General features: G+C 71.3%; 12 protein-coding genes. 6 read left to right on the top strand and 6 right to left on the bottom strand.

The genetic code is table 11. From position 1 onward, the window contains the following. The first annotated feature begins 19 nt into the window (after window positions 1-19). Both B6G06_RS00440 and B6G06_RS00435 read left to right on the top strand, forming a co-directional pair. Window positions 20-1,753: an ABC transporter ATP-binding protein gene (locus B6G06_RS00440; protein WP_081170414.1), complete on the top strand. Its 1,734-nt coding sequence runs from the start codon at window positions 20-22 to the stop codon at window positions 1,751-1,753. Further along, window positions 1,750-3,834 carry an ABC transporter ATP-binding protein gene (locus B6G06_RS00435; protein ID WP_081170412.1) on the top strand — a complete coding sequence of 695 codons (2,085 nt, stop codon included), beginning with the start codon at window positions 1,750-1,752 and terminating at the stop codon, window positions 3,832-3,834. The genes B6G06_RS00440 and B6G06_RS00435 overlap by 4 nt, the downstream gene beginning before the upstream one ends. Before the next feature lie 45 nt (window positions 3,835-3,879). On the opposite strand, the gene B6G06_RS00430 is transcribed toward B6G06_RS00435, so the two are convergent. From B6G06_RS00430 to B6G06_RS00410, 5 genes are all read right to left on the bottom strand, one after another. After that, entirely contained in the window at window positions 3,880-5,619 is a 1,740-nt protein-coding gene (locus tag B6G06_RS00430; protein WP_080462902.1) for a cation:proton antiporter, read from the bottom strand. Window positions 5,620-5,804: 185 nt separating this feature from the next. Beyond that, window positions 5,805-11,000, bottom strand: a complete 5,196-nt coding sequence (locus B6G06_RS00425; protein ID WP_240494065.1) for a DUF4011 domain-containing protein — start codon at window positions 10,998-11,000, stop codon at window positions 5,805-5,807. Window positions 11,001-11,177: 177 nt separating this feature from the next. Next, a complete protein-coding gene (locus B6G06_RS00420; protein WP_338025866.1) occupies window positions 11,178-11,603 on the bottom strand; it encodes an Rv3654c family TadE-like protein in 426 nt (141 codons plus the stop codon). Between the two features lie 11 nt (window positions 11,604-11,614). Continuing rightward, window positions 11,615-12,001, bottom strand: a complete 387-nt coding sequence (locus tag B6G06_RS00415) for a TadE family type IV pilus minor pilin (protein ID WP_080462905.1) — start codon at window positions 11,999-12,001, stop codon at window positions 11,615-11,617. Further along, window positions 11,998-12,294 carry a DUF4244 domain-containing protein gene (locus B6G06_RS00410; RefSeq protein ID WP_081172100.1) on the bottom strand — a complete coding sequence of 99 codons (297 nt, stop codon included), beginning with the start codon at window positions 12,292-12,294 and terminating at the stop codon, window positions 11,998-12,000. The genes B6G06_RS00415 and B6G06_RS00410 overlap by 4 nt, the downstream gene beginning before the upstream one ends. 309 nt (window positions 12,295-12,603) lie before the next feature. Here B6G06_RS00410 and B6G06_RS00405 point away from each other — a divergent pair, with 309 nt between their 5' ends. From B6G06_RS00405 to B6G06_RS00390, 4 genes are all read left to right on the top strand, one after another. Further along, the gene (locus tag B6G06_RS00405) at window positions 12,604-13,272 is read left to right on the top strand and encodes a GOLPH3/VPS74 family protein (protein ID WP_164505170.1); all 669 of its coding nucleotides are present in this window, start codon (window positions 12,604-12,606) and stop codon (window positions 13,270-13,272) included. Between the two features lie 89 nt (window positions 13,273-13,361). Further along, complete coding sequence (locus B6G06_RS00400; protein ID WP_080462907.1) at window positions 13,362-13,997, top strand: GOLPH3/VPS74 family protein; 636 nt, start codon at window positions 13,362-13,364, stop codon at window positions 13,995-13,997. Between the two features lie 78 nt (window positions 13,998-14,075). Beyond that, window positions 14,076-14,744: a GOLPH3/VPS74 family protein gene (locus tag B6G06_RS00395; protein ID WP_081170406.1), complete on the top strand. Its 669-nt coding sequence runs from the start codon at window positions 14,076-14,078 to the stop codon at window positions 14,742-14,744. A 57-nt stretch (window positions 14,745-14,801) separates the two neighbouring features. Further along, complete coding sequence (locus tag B6G06_RS00390) at window positions 14,802-16,142, top strand: DUF4921 family protein (RefSeq protein ID WP_081170404.1); 1,341 nt, start codon at window positions 14,802-14,804, stop codon at window positions 16,140-16,142. A gap of 141 nt (window positions 16,143-16,283) precedes the next feature. Here the strand turns inward: B6G06_RS00390 and B6G06_RS00385 are convergent, their stop codons facing one another. Further along, entirely contained in the window at window positions 16,284-17,147 is an 864-nt protein-coding gene (locus B6G06_RS00385) for a glutathione S-transferase family protein (RefSeq protein ID WP_080462911.1), read from the bottom strand. Window positions 17,148-17,293 lie beyond the last annotated feature (146 nt).

Here is a 17,293-nt window from a genome sequence, read left to right as displayed (position 1 = left end):
GGGGTCTAGGCTCACTCGCGTGCTGCTACAACTGCTGAGGACGCACCTGCGCCCTTACTACGGCCTGCTGGCCTGCGTGCTCGTTCTCGAGTTCGCACAGGTCATAGCCTCGCTCTACCTGCCGACTCTCAACGCGGACATCATCAACCGCGGCGTGGCCACCGGCGACACCGGCTACATCTGGCGCACCGGCGGACTCATGCTCACCGTGAGCGCCGCCCAGGGCGCCTGCACCGTGCTCGCCACCTACCTGGCGGCGCGATCGGCCATGGGCCTGGGGCGGGACCTGCGGGCCAAGATTTTCCACCGGGTCGGCTCCTTCTCCGAGCGGGAGGTCTCCTCCTTCGGCGCCGGCTCCCTCATCACCCGCAACACCAACGACGTCCAGCAGGTCCAGATGCTCGTCCTCATGGGCTGCACCATGCTCGTCATGGCGCCGATCATGGCGGTGGGCGGCATCATCATGGCGGTCACGCGAGCCCCGGGCCTCGCCTGGCTCATCGCCGTGAGCGTGCCGGTGCTGCTGTTGATCGTCGGCCTCATCGTATGGCGCATGGTGCCGCTCTTCCGCTCCTACCAGGACCGGCTCGACGCCATCAACCGGGTCCTGCGCGAGCAGCTCACCGGTATCCGCGTGGTGCGCGCCTTCGTGCGCGAGCAGGCCGAGACCGAGCGCTTCGCCGTCGTCAACCACGACATGGCATGGGTGGGCGAGCGCGTGGGCCGCCTCTTCGTCGTCCTGTTCCCGCTGGTCATGCTCATCCTGGATGTCACGATCGTCGGCGTCCTCTGGTACGGCGGCCACCGTGTGGGCTCGGGTGACGTGGAGGTCGGCACCCTCATCGCCTTCATGGCCTACCTCATGCAGATCCTCATGGGCATCGTCATGGCCTCCTTCATGACGATGATGATCCCGCGCGCGGCCGTGTGCGCCGAGCGCATCGGTGAGGTCCTGGCCATCGACTCGTCGCTGACCGTCGCGGAGGACGCCGTCACCGCTTTCCCGGAGCCCGGCAGCGTGGAGATGCGCGACGTCGCCTTCTCCTACCCCGGCGCCGAGGCGGCCGTTCTGGCCGGCGTCTCCTTCCGCGTCGCCCCCGGGTCGACGACGGCGATCGTCGGCTCCACCGGCTCGGGCAAGTCCACGCTCGTGTCCCTGCTGGCCCGGCTCGTCGACGCCACCGACGGCGAGGTGCTCATGGGCGGCCTGGATGTGCGCCGCGCTGAGCCCGAGGCCCTGTGGGCCACCCTCGGCCTCGTCCCCCAGAAGCCCTTCCTCTTCGCCGGCACGGTCGCCACGAACCTGCGGCTCGGCCGCGAGGAGGCCACCGACGACGAGCTGTGGGCAGCCCTGGAGGTCGCCCAGGCCCGCGACTTCGTGGAGGAGATGGACGGCGGTCTGGAGGCGGTCATCGCCCAGGGAGGCACGAACGTCTCAGGCGGGCAGCGCCAGCGTCTGGCCATCGCCCGCGCCCTCGTGCGCCGCCCGGACGTCCTCATCTTCGACGACTCCTTCTCCGCGCTCGACGTGTCCACGGACACCCGCCTGCGCGCGGCCCTCGCGCCTGCCACGGCCGGGGTGACGAAGATCGTCGTCGCCCAGAGGATCACCACCGTCACCGACGCCGATCAGATCCTCGTGCTCGACGGCGGACGGCTCGTCGGCACCGGCACGCATGAGGAGCTGCTGGGCACCTGCGAGGTGTACCGGGAGATCGTCTCCTCCCAGCTCGGACAGGAGGTGGCCGCATGAGCCGCGACAAGAGCGACGAGCGCGGCACGCGCGCGAAGATCGCGAAGGGCGCCGAGCGCGCGGACGGCGCCGCCGAGCTGAGCGAGGAGGACCTCAGGCTCGCCGCCTCGGCGCGGGCCGCCTCCGACGACTGGCACTCCGGCCCGCCCCCGGGCAGGGCTCAGGCCTTCTGGCCCTCCTTCCGCCGCATGATCGGCCTGCTGACGCCCTTCAAGGGGACGCTGGTGATCATCACGGTGGCCAGTGTCATCGGGGTCATCCTGTCCGTGGCCGCCCCCAAGGTGCTGGGCAACGCCACGAACGTCATCTTCGAGGGCGTCATCTCCTCGCGCCTGCCCGAGGGCGCCACGAAGGCCGAGGTGGTCGAGGGCCTGCGCGCGGCGGGCGAGACCGATATGGCTAATGTGGCCGCCGCGATGGATCTGCATCCGGGCCGGGGCATCGACTTCGAGCGCCTCGGCACGATCCTCGCCACCGTCCTCGTGCTGTACGTGACCTCCGCGCTCCTCATGTGGTTGCAGGGCTTCCTGCTCAACCGCATCACCGTGACCGCCATGTACCGGCTGCGCGAGCAGGTGGAGGCCAAGATCCACCGCCTGCCGCTGTCCTACTTCGATCAGATGCAGCGCGGCGAGATGCTCTCGCGCGTGACCAACGACGTCGACAACGTCACCAACACGCTCCAGCAGTCGCTGTCCGGGGCGCTGACCTCGATCCTCACGGTCATCGGCGTCATGGGGATGATGCTGTCGATCTCCTGGAGGCTGGCGCTGGTGGCGCTCGCCATCATCCCGCTCATGGGCGGGGTGTTCGGGGTCATCGGGCCGCGCTCCCAGAAGGCCTTCACCCACCAGTGGGCGCGCACGGGCCGCATCAACACGCGAGTGGAGGAGTCCTTCTCCGGGCACGCCCTCGTGCGGGTGTACGGGCGCACGCAAGCGGTGCGGGACGCTTTCGCCGCGGAGAACGACGAGCTCTACCGATCGGCGCTGCGCGCGCAGTTCCTTTCCGGCATCATGATGCCGCTCATGCTGGTCATCTCGAACGTCTCCTACGTGGCGATCGCGGTGGTCGGCGGGATCATGGTGGCCTCGGGGTCGCTGAGCCTGGGCGGCGTGCAGGCCTTCATCCAGTACTCCCAGCAGTTCTCCCAGCCGCTGGGCCAGCTCGGCGCGATGGCCACCTCGGTGCAGTCCGGCACGGCCTCGGCCGAGCGCATCTTCGAGCTGCTCGACGCCCAGGAGGAGAGCCCGGACGCCGGGGGCGCCCTGGCCGAGCAGGCCGGGGGCGCCCTGGCCGCCGGTGAGGACCGGGGCCCCGACGGCGCGGCCGGCGCCGGCGTCCTCGAGGTGGAGCACGCCCGCTTCTCCTACTCGCCCGGCACCGAGCTCATCCGGGACCTCTGCCTGCGCGTGGAGCCCGGCCGCACCGTGGCGATCGTCGGGCCGACGGGTGCGGGCAAGACCACCCTGGTCAACCTGCTCATGCGCTTCTACGAGCTCGACGGGGGCCGCATCACCCTGGACGGCCGGGACATCGCGTCGATGACGCGCCATGAGGTGCGCCGTCGGACGGGGATGGTGCTGCAGGAGCCATGGCTGTTCGAGGGGACGATCCGCGAGAACATCCGCTACGGGCGGCCCAGGGCATCGGATGAGGACGTGGAGGCGGCCGCCGAGGCGTGCTTCGTCGACCACATCATCAAGGCCCTCCCACAGGGCTACGACACGCTCCTGGAGGAGGACGGCGCGAATATCTCCACCGGTGAGCGCCAGCTGCTGACGATCGCGCGCGCCTTCATCGCCAACCCCGCCGTCCTCATCCTCGATGAGGCGACGAGCTCGGTGGACACCCGCACGGAGCTGCTGGTCCAACGGGCGATGAACCGGCTGCGCGAGGGCCGGACGAGCTTCGTCATCGCGCACCGACTGTCCACGATCCGCGACGCCGACACGATCCTCGTCATGGAGCACGGCGACGTCGTGGAGCAGGGCCGTCACGCCGAGCTGCTGGAACGCGGTGGGGCCTATGCCCGGCTGCACGCCGCCCAGTTCGCCGGCCGGGAGCCGGACTCGGACTGAGGACCCGCATGAGAGCGGTGGGGCGGGCCGGCACGGCAGGGGGAGTCAGGAGTCGCGGTTGCGCCGCGCCCGGCGGACCTGGCGCTTGATGTCGCGCAGCTCGTCCCATTCCTTGCGGACCTGGGCTCGGTGCTGCGCCCGCATGACCGCGCGCCGCTGCTGGGACTCCTCGCGATCGAGGTGAATCTGGCGGCGCATCTGCTCGCGCCAGCGAGTCCGCTCCTCCTCCACCCGGCGCAGCCGCTCGACCAAGGCGGCGGCCTCCTCCTCGCTCAGGCCCAGTCGGGTGACGCGCGACTCGCCGCGGCGCAACCCGGGCAGAGGCTTGGGCAGTGAGGGGAGGACGTGGCGGGCCGTGCCGCCCGCGCGCTGCGGGTCGGTTCCGCCGTCGAGCCGGCCGGCAGCAGTCGCGGCCCGGGCGGCACCGTCGTTCGGATCATGCTCCACCGTCGACGGGTACGCGGGCTGGCGGGGCTTGGAGGCCACGCGGATCTCCCCGTCCTCCTCGGTGATCGCTGAGGTGGAGGCGCCCTTGACCTCGCTGCCCACCGAGTCCACCGGGCCCTGGACGATGGCGAGGGCCTCGACGGCCGGGACGTGGTCGGCATCGGCGCCCAGGGCCAGGCCCAGCAGCGGCATGAGGAGGACGCTCACGGCGCCGGCGAGCACGAGCGTGGAGGCGATGGACGGGCTCATGGCGCCCGCGGTCACCGCGACCTGCGTGACGGCCACGATGATCGGAAGGGCGGTCGTGGAGTACGTGGCAATCTGCAGGCACTGGCGCATGGAGTAGGCGCGCAGGCCGTCGCGTCGGCGCTCGAGGCGGGCGGAGAGCCAGACCGGCAGGCCGCGGGTGAGGACCAGGAGCACGAGGAAGGCGCCCAGGTAGGTCATCGAGTCGGTGGTGATCTCCAGCTCGATGGCCATGCCGGAGGTGACGAAGAAGATCGGCACGAAGAAGCCGTAGGCGAGGCCGTCGAGTTTCTCCTCCAGCTCGCGGTTGCCGTCGGGCACGGCGTAGCGCAGGATGAAGCCGGCGGCGAAAGCGCCCAGGACGACGTCGAGGTCGAAGACCTCGGCGAGCGCGCACAGGCCCACCAGGAGCAGCACGGTGACGCGGATGGTGGTCTGCGCGGTCGTGGAGCCTCCGAGGTGGATGAGGGCGACGAGGCGCTGCCCGGCGGCCTTGACGCGGTCGGTGAAGCGCACGATGAGCAGGGCGATGGCCAGGAAGAGGGCGAGCACTGCGGCGGATTGCCAGGTGGAGCGGCTTCCGAGCAGGAGGGCCATGAGGATGACGGGGCCGACCTCCCCGACGGCGCCGTGGTTGAGGATCGCGGCGCCCACGGCAGTGGGCAGGAGGCCGCGCTCACGCAGGATCGGCAGGATGGTGCCGATCGCGGTGGAGGTCATGGCGATGGCGATGGCGATGCCGTTGGCGGACAGGGGCCCGCCGGTCACGCCCACCGCGGTGACCGTGGCGAAGGCGAGCGCGAGCGAGCCGAACCAGGCGATGGTGGCATGGCGGCCGCCGCTGCCGCGCAGCTCGTTGACGTCGATCTCGTAGCCCGCCATGAGGAAGAGGAACCCCAGGCCGAGCTCGGAGAGGAACGTGATGGGCTCGCCCTTATCGGCGATCGCCAGAGCGCTCGGGCCGATGAGCAGGCCCCCCAGGATGAGCAGCACGGTCTCGGGGACGATGCGGTGCGGGATGTTGAGGGAGATCAGCGGCGCGAGGAAAGCGACGGCGACGATCCACAGCAGTGAGACAAACGCGTGGGCCATATTCTCCTTCTCCTCCCATCGTCGGCCCTCGGGCGAGAACCGGGTGGGATCCTACCGGCCGGGGCGGCCCAGGAGCGGGACGGCGCCTGGGCGCGACGCGCGTGGTGCGGGTGAGGGCGCGGCGCAGGGGGTCCGGTGGGGCGGCAGCAGGTCGATGCCCCGGGCGCGGGCCCGGGGCACCCGGCCTACGCCTCCCGGGGCGCGTCGGCCTCGGCCTCGACCCTGCGAAGCGCCGCCAGGAGCGCCTCCATCACACCTCGGGCATTCAGGCTGCGCTTCTTGACGCTCAACTTCCTCAGCGCGACGCGGCACACCTCCTCCGACGAGGACCATTCCGGTATTCCTCCACGCACGTCGCGCATGAGCGCATCGAGCTCGCGCGGGTGGATCTCCTCGATCGATCCCACGTGATCCAGGGCGTTGCGCCGGTAACCGGTCGGGAGCCTGTACGCCTCCAGTGAGCGCCATACGAAGCCCTCCCCATCAGGGTAGGCGAAGCTCTCGCCCAGCACCTGGCGGACCTTCTCCTCGCGGCCGGCGGTCGTGCGCGACAGACCGAAGGCCCGGCAGACCGCGACGATGAGGCGATGCCAGCTGATGGGCCCCTCCTGAGCGCAAATCGCCTTGGCGACCTCCTTGACCTGCGACGCGGCCTCCTCGTCCTCAATGGCCGCGTCGAGAATGCTGCGCGGTCTGACCCCCTCCGGCCTCCACTCCTGGTAGTCCCTCGAGGTCGGGCGCTCCGCGATGGGCGCGGGCCGAGCGGCCCCACTCCCGCCGGAGGCGGCCCCCTCCGCCCGGGTCCCGGTGCCGACGAACTCCTGCGCCTCGGGATCGTCGGGCGCCTCGGGCGCGGCCGCCGCGCCGTCAAGCGCCGTCATGGCGATTCCCCCGCCCGCCATCTCGGCGAGGCGGGCGAGCTCGCCGTCGGGGTCGGCCACCCACTGAGGGATGCAGACGCGCTCGACCCGCCGCCATCCCATCGTCTTCAGGACGTCGACGGGCAGGAGATCTCGGTCCATCACGCTCTCACGCCGGTTCCAGCCAGGACCATCCAGCATCACCGCCACCGCGGGATCATGCGGACGCCCGGGATGGGAGAGGACCAGGTCGATATCGAAGCTCGAATGGCCGACCCCGGTGGTGGCCCCCACTCCGGCCGCGCGCAGGCGCTCGGCGATCTCCACCCGATACGGGTCCACGGAGTCCTTCGTGCGGGGGAGCGCGCGTGGACGCCGGTCCGTGCGGAGTGTCTCCAGGAGCATCCTCACGTCCTTGACCCCCTGGTGGGTGGAGAACTCGGCGCGCAGGTCCTCGGGATCGAAACTGGACAGGACGATCATCTGGCGCCTGGCGCGAGTCAGGGCGACATTCAGTCGGCGCTCGCCCCCCTCATGGCTCAGGGAGCCGAAGGTGAGGGGGACGCCCACTCCTTTCTTGCTGGAGAAGGTCAGGGACAGCAGGATGACGTCCCGCTCCTCGCCCTGGACGTTGTCCAGGTTGCGCACCAGCAGCCCGTCGCGCTCCTGGAGGGCGCGGCGCACGCGCGCCGATCCGCATTTGCGCAGCTGCTCCTCGATGAGGTCGCGCTGATGCGCGTTGAGGGTGATGACACCGATGGAGGGCGTCGCCTCCGGACTGGCCTCGAATCGGCGCAGCACCTCCTCGACGACCTGCCGGGCCTCCACCGGGTTCGTATGGGGACGGATTCCCCGGCGCCGTCGTCGATCCTCCGCCCCGTAGTACTCGCCATTGACCCTGCGCAGGACGACGCCGTATCCCCCGGGGCCCGCATCGGCGTCGGGACGCAGGGCGAGAGGGCTCGGGAAGGTCAGGAGCCTCCCACCGTAGTAGCGCTTATTGGAGAAGGCGATGAGTGACTCCACCCTGCTGCGGTAGTGCCACGTCAGCTCCCGTTCAGGGACCCCGGCGCCCAGGCAGCGCTCGAGGATGGACGCGCCCTGACCTCGACCTGACGCTGTCGCGCCGTTCGGCGGGGGCATCTGCCTGCGGTCGCCGACGACGATCGCCGTCCGCCCCCGCCCCAGCGCGCCAATGGCCCCAGCGGTCGTGATCTGGGATGCCTCATCGATGACGACGAGATCAACGCGCGTGCGATGGGCGGGGAGGAATCGCGCCACGGAGTCCGGGGAGACGAGGATGCAAGGGGTGATCGCCGCCACGAGGTCCCCGTAGCGGTCCATGAGCTCGCGCACGCTGCTCGAGGAGCGACGGCGCCCGAGTTCACGGCGCAGCTCCTCGCCCCGCGCCCCCGCCTCGGCGAGCACTCGGTCACGACGTCCGGCAACCAGGTGCATGAGCTCGGCGGGCAGCAGGGCGCGCAACGCCTCCCGAGCACGGCGGTACTCCTCAAGGGCGGCGGAGTAACTCGCCGCGTCGGGAGCATCCTCGGCGACCCCGCGTCCATCAGGCGCGCCGGCCGCATCGGAGTCCCCGCCGTCGCGTGGGAGGTGGGCGGCGTAGAAGCCGCCGTCCCCGGGGTCCTCGCCGTGCAGGGATGCCCGGTAGGCGCGCAGGTGGAGGCGCAGCTCGGCCATGCGGGACCGCAGGTCATCGGCCTCGCGGCTCCCGGACCCGACGGCACTGGTCTCGAGCGCGCCGCGCAGAGCCTGCCTCACCTGTGTGGGCCGCATCCCGTTGTCGTGGAGGTTGAGGAGGAGGGAGCCCATACCGGCCTCGTCGCGCAGTCGCCGGGCCACCACCTCCAGGGCGGAGGCCTTCTCCGCGACGAACATCACGGACAGGCCCTCGCGTACCGCGCGGAAGATGAGATTGGCGATCGTCTGTGATTTACCGGTTCCGGGCGGGCCCTCGACGACGAGGCTCCTGCCCGTAACAGCATCGGCGATGACGTGGGCCTGACTGGAGTCCGCATCGAGCGGCAGGTTCTCGATCAGCGCGTCGAGATCCTCCATCGGCTCCGGGGAATGGGGCGCGGACAGGGGCGCGGTCGCGCGCGCAGTGCCACCGTCCGACTCGTCGGGAACGGGGGCGCGCTCTTCAGCGCTGGCCAGTCGGCGAACCACGGGGCTATGGGCCAGCTGGGGCCAGGATTCCTCCAGGTCCTTCCACATGCGGTAGGTGGAGAAGCGGAAGAGCCCCAGGTGGGCCGTGCGACTGATCCCGGCGTACTGGTGATAGTCGGCGAGCCGCGCTTGAACCGCCTGGAGCGTCGCCTCGACGTCGATTCCCCGACCATCTCGGATCGGCTCGCGCAATTCGGCCAGGTCGATACCCGTGTCGGCGATGAAGCGCTCGATCAGGGAGTAGTTGGGCGTGGAGGTCTCAGCCTCATCGAGGACGATCCCGAACTCCTCCTCGTCCTGCTCGATGCGAACCGGCACCAGGATGAGTGGGGAGCGCAGCATGCGCCCCGCTGATTTCCAGGTGAGGGTTCCCAGCGCCAGGTAGAGATTGTTGGCGCCGGTCTCCTCGATCACTGTGCGCGCCTGGGCGGCCATCGACGCCAGGCGCCGCTGATGCTCCTCACCCTCGAGGGCGGTGGTGACGATCCTGCGCCCGAGCAGTTCCCCCGGAGCCCGCGCACCGGCCTCGGGCGCGCTCCCCGACCCGGTATCGGCGCTGCGCAGCATTACCCGGTCGCGCTGGTTGACGAGGTCCTCGAGGCGCGCGAGCAACTCCTCGGGGACGCGCAGTTCGATGGCCATTCGCGAGTCGCGATTGATGAGGGGGTTGCGACGGGTGACATCGAGCAAGGACCGCTTCCACGCCTCGACCTCGGACATCGCCGGCAGGGGGCCAGAGGACGGCGGCTCGGCGTCGGGCCCCTCATCGTTGGACGCTGGAGCGTCATCGGCCGCGTCGGAGGGGCTCGCCGGGCCCCCAACGACATGCCCCGCCTCCTCAGCAGTCCCCTCCGGCTCTGGGAAGGGCTCGCCCTCCGCCTCGCGCGGTTCGGCAAGGGCCACCGCGAGGATGACCTGGCGCATGGCGTCGAGGGCGCGCTCACGAGCAGGGCGCCTCAGACGATGCAGAAGCGCCGCGGATGAGCTCATGGCGAGAGCCGGGTCCAGAATCCCGATGTCGCCGCACCGCGCGAGTTCGACGAATCGATCGGTTGCGGCATCACCGGCCTCCGGGCGATCCGAGTGCCGGGAGTATGCCAGCACCACGCCGTTATCCGTGAGCAGGAGGGTCGGCGGGACACGAAGCGCCCGCAGGACCCCGGCGAGGAGGACCGCGGCCTCCAACGGCGAGGCCGAGCGGGTGTCGAGGATGTCACTGGCGGTTCGCACAGAATGCGCGCCTGCCGCCCATCCGCCCGGCGCGCGCTCGATGGCGAGCCCGCGTTGGCGCACGACGGCGATGGCCTTGTCCACCAAGACGTCAGGCGCGCTCCGCCGGGCCTGCCTCCGAGCCGCATGAGCGATATCCCCCACCACCTCCCGATCCGATTCCTGATCCGGCCGCACCAGCGCCGCCAGGGCCGAGCCCGCCCAGCGCCCCGACCCGATCAGCGTCCAGCGGCGCGGCGGCAGCACCGTGAGTCCGTCGAGAAAGCGCACCTGCGACCGTCCGTCCCCCGCGGTCATCTCGACCCTCACCGCTGCCGGGCCGTCCTGCTCGACATCCCTCAGGGCGGCATCGAGCATCGCGAGATCAGCGGTGGCCGTCATGCGCCCCACAGCGGTATCCCAGTGGAATGTCCATGGCGCGGTGATTTCGGTGGCACCGCCGCGCTCGACGACGCTCACACGGACATCGATCGCGCCGAGTCCCTCCGTCGGGGCGCCCGGTCGGCCGACGGCGGATAGCCGGGCCTCACCCTCCCCCACGGGCAGGTGCTGCACCTGCGCCGCAGTGGGGCTCATGGCCAGCCGTACCCGGAGGCTCATGCCCGCCATGGCGTGGGCACGGCTCAGCACCGGCTCGCAGGAGGCCTCGACCGCGACGGCGTCCAAGGGGCTCCCGGAGGACACCCAATCGCCGTCGATCCTCTCGATGAGCCCATGCACCTCGTGACGTGCCGCGACCGGGGCGTCGATGAGCCGGAGCGCCTCGCTGACGGCGACCAGCGCGGCCAGGCTCCGCTCGGGGTCGAGGCGCTCGCCATGAACGACGTCATTGCGCCATCGGCGGACCTCGTGGAGCTTGGCGCCCAGGCCCATCGGCAGGGGGATGAGGTAGTGCCCGGCGTCGTCGCGCATCGTGAGCACGCGGATCTGCGCCGAGAGATCGGCGAGATCGAGGGGGCCCTGGCGCTCGTGCGCGCCCTCGAGTGCCATGCGCGCCTTCGCGGGCCCGAGGTCTTCGAGCGCACGACGGGTGAACGGTTGCAAATGCAGGGGAAGAAGGTCGAGAAGACCGCGCAGGACGAGCGTTTGGTTATTGGGATTCATCTCGAATGGGGGGGATGGGGGATCGGGGCGGGCCGCAGCGCAGCGGTATGGCGAGTGATGATAGCGCTACCTGCGGATTCTTCACGCCGCGGCCCGTAGTCCGACCCGTGCGCCGTTCCTCCGGCTCGCGGACCGGTCTCGCTCCTATTTTCGACCGGTCTCGGTTATAGGGAGGGGCTATGGGGCGAGGGAGGCATCGGCGGGGCCGGCCCGGGCGCGGGCGCGCGCCTGACGGGGCACCCCGAGGATGATCGCATCCACCGAGGCTCCGACGACGACGTCCCCGCCCTCGACCCGGCAGGAGTCGAGAGTCGCGCCATTGGCGGAGGCGAGGCGCTGCGCCGCGGCACAGGGATCACCCGGTGCGACGATCGAGTTCAGGGCGGTCGCCCCGGCCAACGCGGCCATATCGGCGGCGGTCCGCGCCCGGCCGGCCGCACCCTCCGCGCCCATGAGCCCGCTCAGGCCCAGGGTGATCGCGAGGAGCACCCCGATGACGCCGACCATGAGGACCGTCCCCTCACCCCGCTCGCCCGCCAGGCGCCTCCCCCAACGCCCCGCCCGGCCCGGCCGAGCCGGCAGCCCCTCCCCGGGCCTCCGCACACTACCGCGCCTCACCGCCCGTCACCGCCCGGCTCGGTGTAGGCGCAGGCCCGCGCCCGCAGCACGAGCCCCGCGCGCCCGAGCGGCCCGGGCGCGCCTCGGCTGATGCTCACGCAGGTGAGATCCCCCTCGGCCCCCACCGCGATGGAGGAGCCGGCGGGGACGACGGCGCTCGCGGCGGCCAGCGGATCTGCGCCGATGGCCGCCTGGCGCGCGCCCACGCGGGCGGCGTCGGTGATGCGCATCTGGGTGGCGCCGGCCGCGAGGGCGGAGAGGGCCAGGAGGAGGACGATGACGACAGCGGGCATGGCGACCGCGAGCTCCGCCGTCGCCATGCCGGACTCGCCCCGGGGCGCGGGCGGCCTGCGGGCGCGCGGGAGCGGCTGCGCGGCGCTCATCCGACCGACAGCGCCGACTCGATGAGGGACTGCAGCGTGCCCCTCAGGCTCCCTGAGCGCATGATCGCCAGCAACAACCCGGCGAAGGCGGCCGCCGCGAGAGTGCCGATGGCGTACTCGGCGGTGGCCATGCCGGCCTCCCCCGCCGGGTCCGCCCCGCCGTCGGGGGCGGTATGCGATGCTGCCTCGGCGCGCTCCAGGGCAGCGGCGATGGGCCCGGTCAGCAGGGCGTACTCGGCGCCGGGATGGGCCAGGCCCCAGGCGCGGTGGAGGGTGAGCAGGGCGTTCTTCATGGGGATCTCCTCGGGATCGGGGGCGCTCGGCCCCGCGGGCACCATGCCCGCTCCCCGAGAGTGAGCCCATCGGGGACCCCTCGGGCACGCTCCTCCACAGAATCGGACCGCGCACGGGCACCTCGCCGCCTGTGGTTCCCGGATCCTGCGGCTACGACGACGGCGCTCCCGCCCGCCGGCCCGGTCAGTTGGGCTCCCGGTGCGGAGGCCGGCTCCCCGCCCTCGTCGCCCCGTGTCATCCGCTGGTAGGAGGACGGATCGGCTGATCGACCGAAGCACCCCGCGATGGCGCGCCCCTATCCTGAGGCCGTGCTGATCGTTGAGTCGCTGCTCCTACTGCTCACCGAGGACTCGGGGAGGCCCGAGGGCTGGTCGAGCGACAACGACCTCATGCTGCGCGGGGCCCTCCTGTCCGATCTCATGCTGGCCGGCCGGATCGAGGCCGATACCGCCCGCACCGCGCGCCGCCCACGGATGCGCATCGTCGACACCACGCCCACGGGCCATCCCGTGCTCGACGACGCCCTGGCCGCCCTGTCGGCCAAGAACGGCAGGCGCATCGCCTCCGCCGTCACCTGGGACGACCTGCGCGCCCACGACGCCGCCGGGGCCTCCCTCGTCAAAGCCGGCGTCCTGACCGAGAGCACCGCCACCGCGCTCGTTCCCGCCTTCCCCACCCGCGACCCCCGCCCGGAGGCCGAGCTGCGGGAGCGGCTCTACGGCGAGATCGCGGGGACCCGGGCCCCGGACGCCGCCGACAGCGCTCTCCTGGCGCTGCTGCAGTCCACCGGTGCGGCCTGGAGGATCCTGAGGGCTGAGCGCACGGGCCTGCGCCGCTCCGGTCTCGCCCAGCGCATCAAGGAGATCGCGGAGCAGGCCCCGGTCACCGGCGCGATCAAGGAGGCGATCGCCTCGATCAGCAGCGCCGTCGGCGTCATCAGTGCCCGCGCTCGGAGGGCGACCGCCGTCGCGACTTGAGTGATGCGCGTGGAGCGCGGTGAGTACGAACCCTGAGATTCCGCCGAGAGAATGAGGAGACCCCGGCGAATTCGTCATACCGTGTGGGCATGCTGATCTCTGAACAGCTGTTCCCGATCCTGAGCGGGAGCAGCGAAGGCAGCGGGGACTGGGCCCTGCGCAGCATCTACGGGCTGCGCGGCGCAGTGCTCGCCGACCTCCTCCTCGCTGGCAGACTCGACCTCACCCCGGGTCGGGATCCCATGATGCGCGTCATCGACGACACACCGACCAACAACCCCATCCTCGACTATGTCCTTTCCCAACTCCCCACCGGGGAGGGCATTCGGATCTCCTCGGTCATCGGACGCGGGGAGTGCTCCTTGGAGGACATCATCGCCGAGCATGGGGCAGTCGGGCTCCCCGAGCCCGATGACGACGGCGCTCCCGAGGACGCCGACCCCGCCCCGGAGCCGGGGGCCGGGATCGTGGACCGCCTCATCGCGGTTCTCGCCGGGAAGCGGCCCGCCACCGCGGCTGATCAGGTGCTGCTGTCGATCCTCAAGGGGCTGGGCCTGGGCAGGGCGGTGCTTCCCAGCGAGCGCACGGGCCTGGGCTGGAGCGGGTTGTACCGGCGGATCAAGGAGATCACCGATACGAACGCCCCGGGCGAGCCCCTGCGCACCATGACGGACACCCTCGCGGCCCTGACGATCATCGTGGCCACGGTCGACGACAACCGCTGAGCATCCGGGGCCGCCGATCCGCCTGTGCGATGGTTCCGGGATGGGAAGCGGCCCATAACCCGCGCCTATACCCGAAGCATGCTGATCGCCGAGAAACTGCTCCTCCTCCTGCTCACGGACTCCGGTTCTCGCGAGTCCCGCGCCAGTTCGATGGCGCCGGTGGCGCTGCGCGCCGCAGTGCTCATCGACCTCGCTCAGGCCGGCCGGATCCGCATCAGTGAGGACAAGAAGAAGACCATCCGCATCATCGACCGCTCCCTCACGGGCGACCCCGTCCTCGACGCCGCGCTCGCCGCCCTGGCCCCGAAGGACGGCAAGCGCATCGGCACGATCGCGCGGTGGGGCGGCCTGCGGGCACTGGAGCTCACCGCCGACTCGCTGAAGAGCGCCGGGATCCTCGGTGAGACCAAGGGCGGGATCTTCAACTGGTTCACCCGCTACCCCGCGCTCAACCCCGCCCCGGAGGCCGCGCTGCGCGCCCATCTCGAGGCCGTCATCAGGGGCGAGGCCCCGGCCGAGGAGGCCGATGGCGTGCTCCTCGGCATCCTGGAGGCGATGAACGCGACGCGCATCGCCCTGCCCAAGGAGCGCATCGGGCTGAGCACGCGCGAGGTGAAGCGCCGGATCAGGATCATCTCGGAGGCCGACCCCGCCAGCACCGCTGTCAGGGCCGCCGCCAACGCGGTGAGCGCCGCGGTGATCGCGGCCATCGGCGCATCCTCCGCCGTCGGAGCCGCCGCCGGGTAGGCCGCTTCCCCTCCTCGTTCCCACTCCGGGGACGGATGGACGGGCCAGAATGGGGGCATGCTCATGCCGTACTCCCCCACCGCCGAGCCGCTCACCCGCTTGGCCGACGGGACCATCAAGCAGATCAGCCCCTTCACCGGCACGGAGGTGTGGACCGTGCCCGGGCGCGGGAATCGGCCCATCGCCCATCCCGTCGTCGAGCGCCACCCGCTGGCGCCCGGGGAGCGCGAGCGGGCCTGCGCGTTCTGCTCGGGCCGCTACTTCGAGACCCCGCCGGAGAAGTCGCGCGTCGTCGTCGGAGCGGGCGGGGGCTTCGAGCGGATCGATGGCGTCCCCGCCTCCGAGCTGGCCGCGACAACGGCGGAGTTCCGACGCATCCCCAACCTCTTCGAGATCGTCTCCTTCGACTATTGGCGCGCCAACCACGGCTTCGAGATCCCCGACGCCGCCCGCGAGCGCATGGAGGCCTATCTCGCCGATCCGGCCGGCGCCGAGCACGCGGCATCCATCGCCCGGGCCAAGCTGCGCGCCTCCGGGACCGACCCTGCGATGTGGGAGACCTGGGGGGCCGCGGAGCGGCGCGCCTACCTGGCCTCGTTCTTCGCCGGCGGGCACGACGTCATCGTGAGCCGGCGCCACTTCACCGACGACGCGATCGACTCGGCCGGCCTGGCGGGCTCGGGAACGCTCAGCGCGACTGAGCACCGCGCCTACATCCGCCTGGCCGTGTCCGCGATGCACGACCTCTACGAGGCGAACCGGTGGGTGCGCTATGTGGTGGTCTTCCAGAACTGGCTGCGGCCTGCCGGCGCGTCCTTCGACCATCTGCATAAGCAGCTCGTGGCGATCGACGAGCGCGGGGTCTCCGCCCAGCTGGAGCTGGAGAAGGTGCGGGCCAATCCGAACCTGTACAACGAGATGGCGGTGGATTACGCCGCCTACCAGGGACTGCTCGTGGCGTCGAATGAGCACGCGGTGGCCTTCGCGGGATTCGGGCACCGCTACCCCACGCTGGAGGTGTATTCGACATCGGCGATCTGCGAGCCGTGGCGGATGAGCCGGGAGGAGGTCGATGCCGTCGCCGATCTCCTGCACGCCCTGCACGCCGCCACGGGTGCCGACGTGCCGAGCAATGAGGAGTGGCACCACAAGCCGATCGACGTCGATCAGCCCATGCCGTGGCATGTGACGCTGAAGTGGAGGGTCTCCACGCTGGCGGGCTTCGAGGGCGGCACGAAGATCTACCTCAACACGATCGACCCGTGGAACCTGCGCGAGCGCGTGGTGGCGCGGCTGGAGGATCTGCGGGCGGACCGCCTCATCGCACCCATGTCGGTGGGCGAGGAGTGCCCGACCACCCCCAACCGCCTCCTCTACAACCCCGTCCTGAGCAGATGAGCGTGCGGTCCTTTTCCCGGAGGGAATCGGACGGCGCGCTTTCCGCGCGATGGAGCCCCCCAGTGCGCCGTCCCGCGGTCGCACCAGTGCGTGAGGATCCGCCCGATGAGCGCTGCTGCCGGAGAGTTGTCGTCCCTCGCCTCACAGCCCCAGGGCGCCGCGCTCGTCGGAGCTGACCCAGCCGGGGCGCTGCTCCAGGGCGCGGAACCAGCGCGACAGGGCCGGCCAGAAGCTGATCTGGGGCGCCTCGCCGCCCGGGTAGGACTGGCGGCCGCCGTACTCGTAGGCCTGGACGGTGGTGAACAGGCGGATGTCGGAGCCGGTGGGCTCGGTGCCGCACAGGAACTGGCCGATGGACACGAGCGAGGACAGCGGTGGTAGATCCACCAGTGTCATGCCGCCCTCGCGAGAGGGGTGCATGCGGGTGGCGCGCGCGAGCATCGTGTCGACGACGTCGAAGGCCACGAGCACGCCCTGCGCGGCCACGGCCGCCTCGGCCTCGTCCTCGCAGTGGGTGGCGACGGCGTGGCCGCGGTTGATGTGCTCACCGATCCACTCGTCCCAGGCATCAGTGGAGTTGCGGCGGTTCAAGGGGTAGAGGTCCGGGGCCCCCTCGCGGTGCAGGTCCCACCAGGCTGTGGCGAGGTCGAACAGAAGCGTGCCGGAGTCGTCGGACACGACCTGCCCGGTGGTGGTGTCCACGAGGGCCGGGACGGTGGGGGGCGGGGCGTAGCCGGGGGTGGTGGCGTAGACCTCGGCCAGGGAGCGGGCGCCCAGGACGGCATCGGTACCGGGCTCGCCATCGGGGCCGGTGAACTCCCAGAAACCGTCCTCCCCCCGGTCGTAGCACATGGACAGCGCGATGGCCTGGGTCAGGCCCAGCACGCGCCGGGCGATGAGGACCCTGCGCGACCAGGGGCATGATGGCGAGGCGACGAGCCGGTAGCGGCCCGCCTCGACGGGCAGATCGTCGGCGGAGAAGCGGTGCGAGGTGGCGATGGCCATGAGAACTCCCTGTGCTCGGTGCGCGGCGGAGGGCGACGTCACCCCCACAGGGACATGGTCCCCCAGTTCGCGAGCCCTGTCATGCGGTCCGCGCAGTGTTTGCGGCGCTCATCGGTGGCCCTGCCCACGATCCCCCGCCGGACGAC

Origin of the sequence: Actinomyces gaoshouyii, assembly GCF_002076915.1 — a bacterium.
Classification (GTDB): Bacteria; Actinomycetota; Actinomycetes; order Actinomycetales; family Actinomycetaceae; genus Actinomyces; species Actinomyces gaoshouyii.
This window is presented reverse-complemented; position numbering and strand designations above follow the sequence as displayed.

Coding starts and splice junctions, on each gene's coding strand:
- B6G06_RS00435 (WP_081170412.1), top strand. CDS start 1,750: ATGAGCCGCGACAAGAGCGACGAGCGCGGCACGCGCGCGAAGATCGCG.
- B6G06_RS00430 (WP_080462902.1), bottom strand. CDS start 5,619: ATGGCCCACGCGTTTGTCTCACTGCTGTGGATCGTCGCCGTCGCTTTC.
- B6G06_RS00425 (WP_240494065.1), bottom strand. CDS start 11,000: ATGAATCCCAATAACCAAACGCTCGTCCTGCGCGGTCTTCTCGACCTT.
- B6G06_RS00415 (WP_080462905.1), bottom strand. CDS start 12,001: ATGAGCGCCGCGCAGCCGCTCCCGCGCGCCCGCAGGCCGCCCGCGCCC.
- B6G06_RS00410 (WP_081172100.1), bottom strand. CDS start 12,294: ATGAAGAACGCCCTGCTCACCCTCCACCGCGCCTGGGGCCTGGCCCAT.
- B6G06_RS00400 (WP_080462907.1), top strand. CDS start 13,362: ATGCTGATCTCTGAACAGCTGTTCCCGATCCTGAGCGGGAGCAGCGAA.
- B6G06_RS00395 (WP_081170406.1), top strand. CDS start 14,076: ATGCTGATCGCCGAGAAACTGCTCCTCCTCCTGCTCACGGACTCCGGT.
- B6G06_RS00390 (WP_081170404.1), top strand. CDS start 14,802: ATGCTCATGCCGTACTCCCCCACCGCCGAGCCGCTCACCCGCTTGGCC.
- B6G06_RS00385 (WP_080462911.1), bottom strand. CDS start 17,147: ATGGCCATCGCCACCTCGCACCGCTTCTCCGCCGACGATCTGCCCGTC.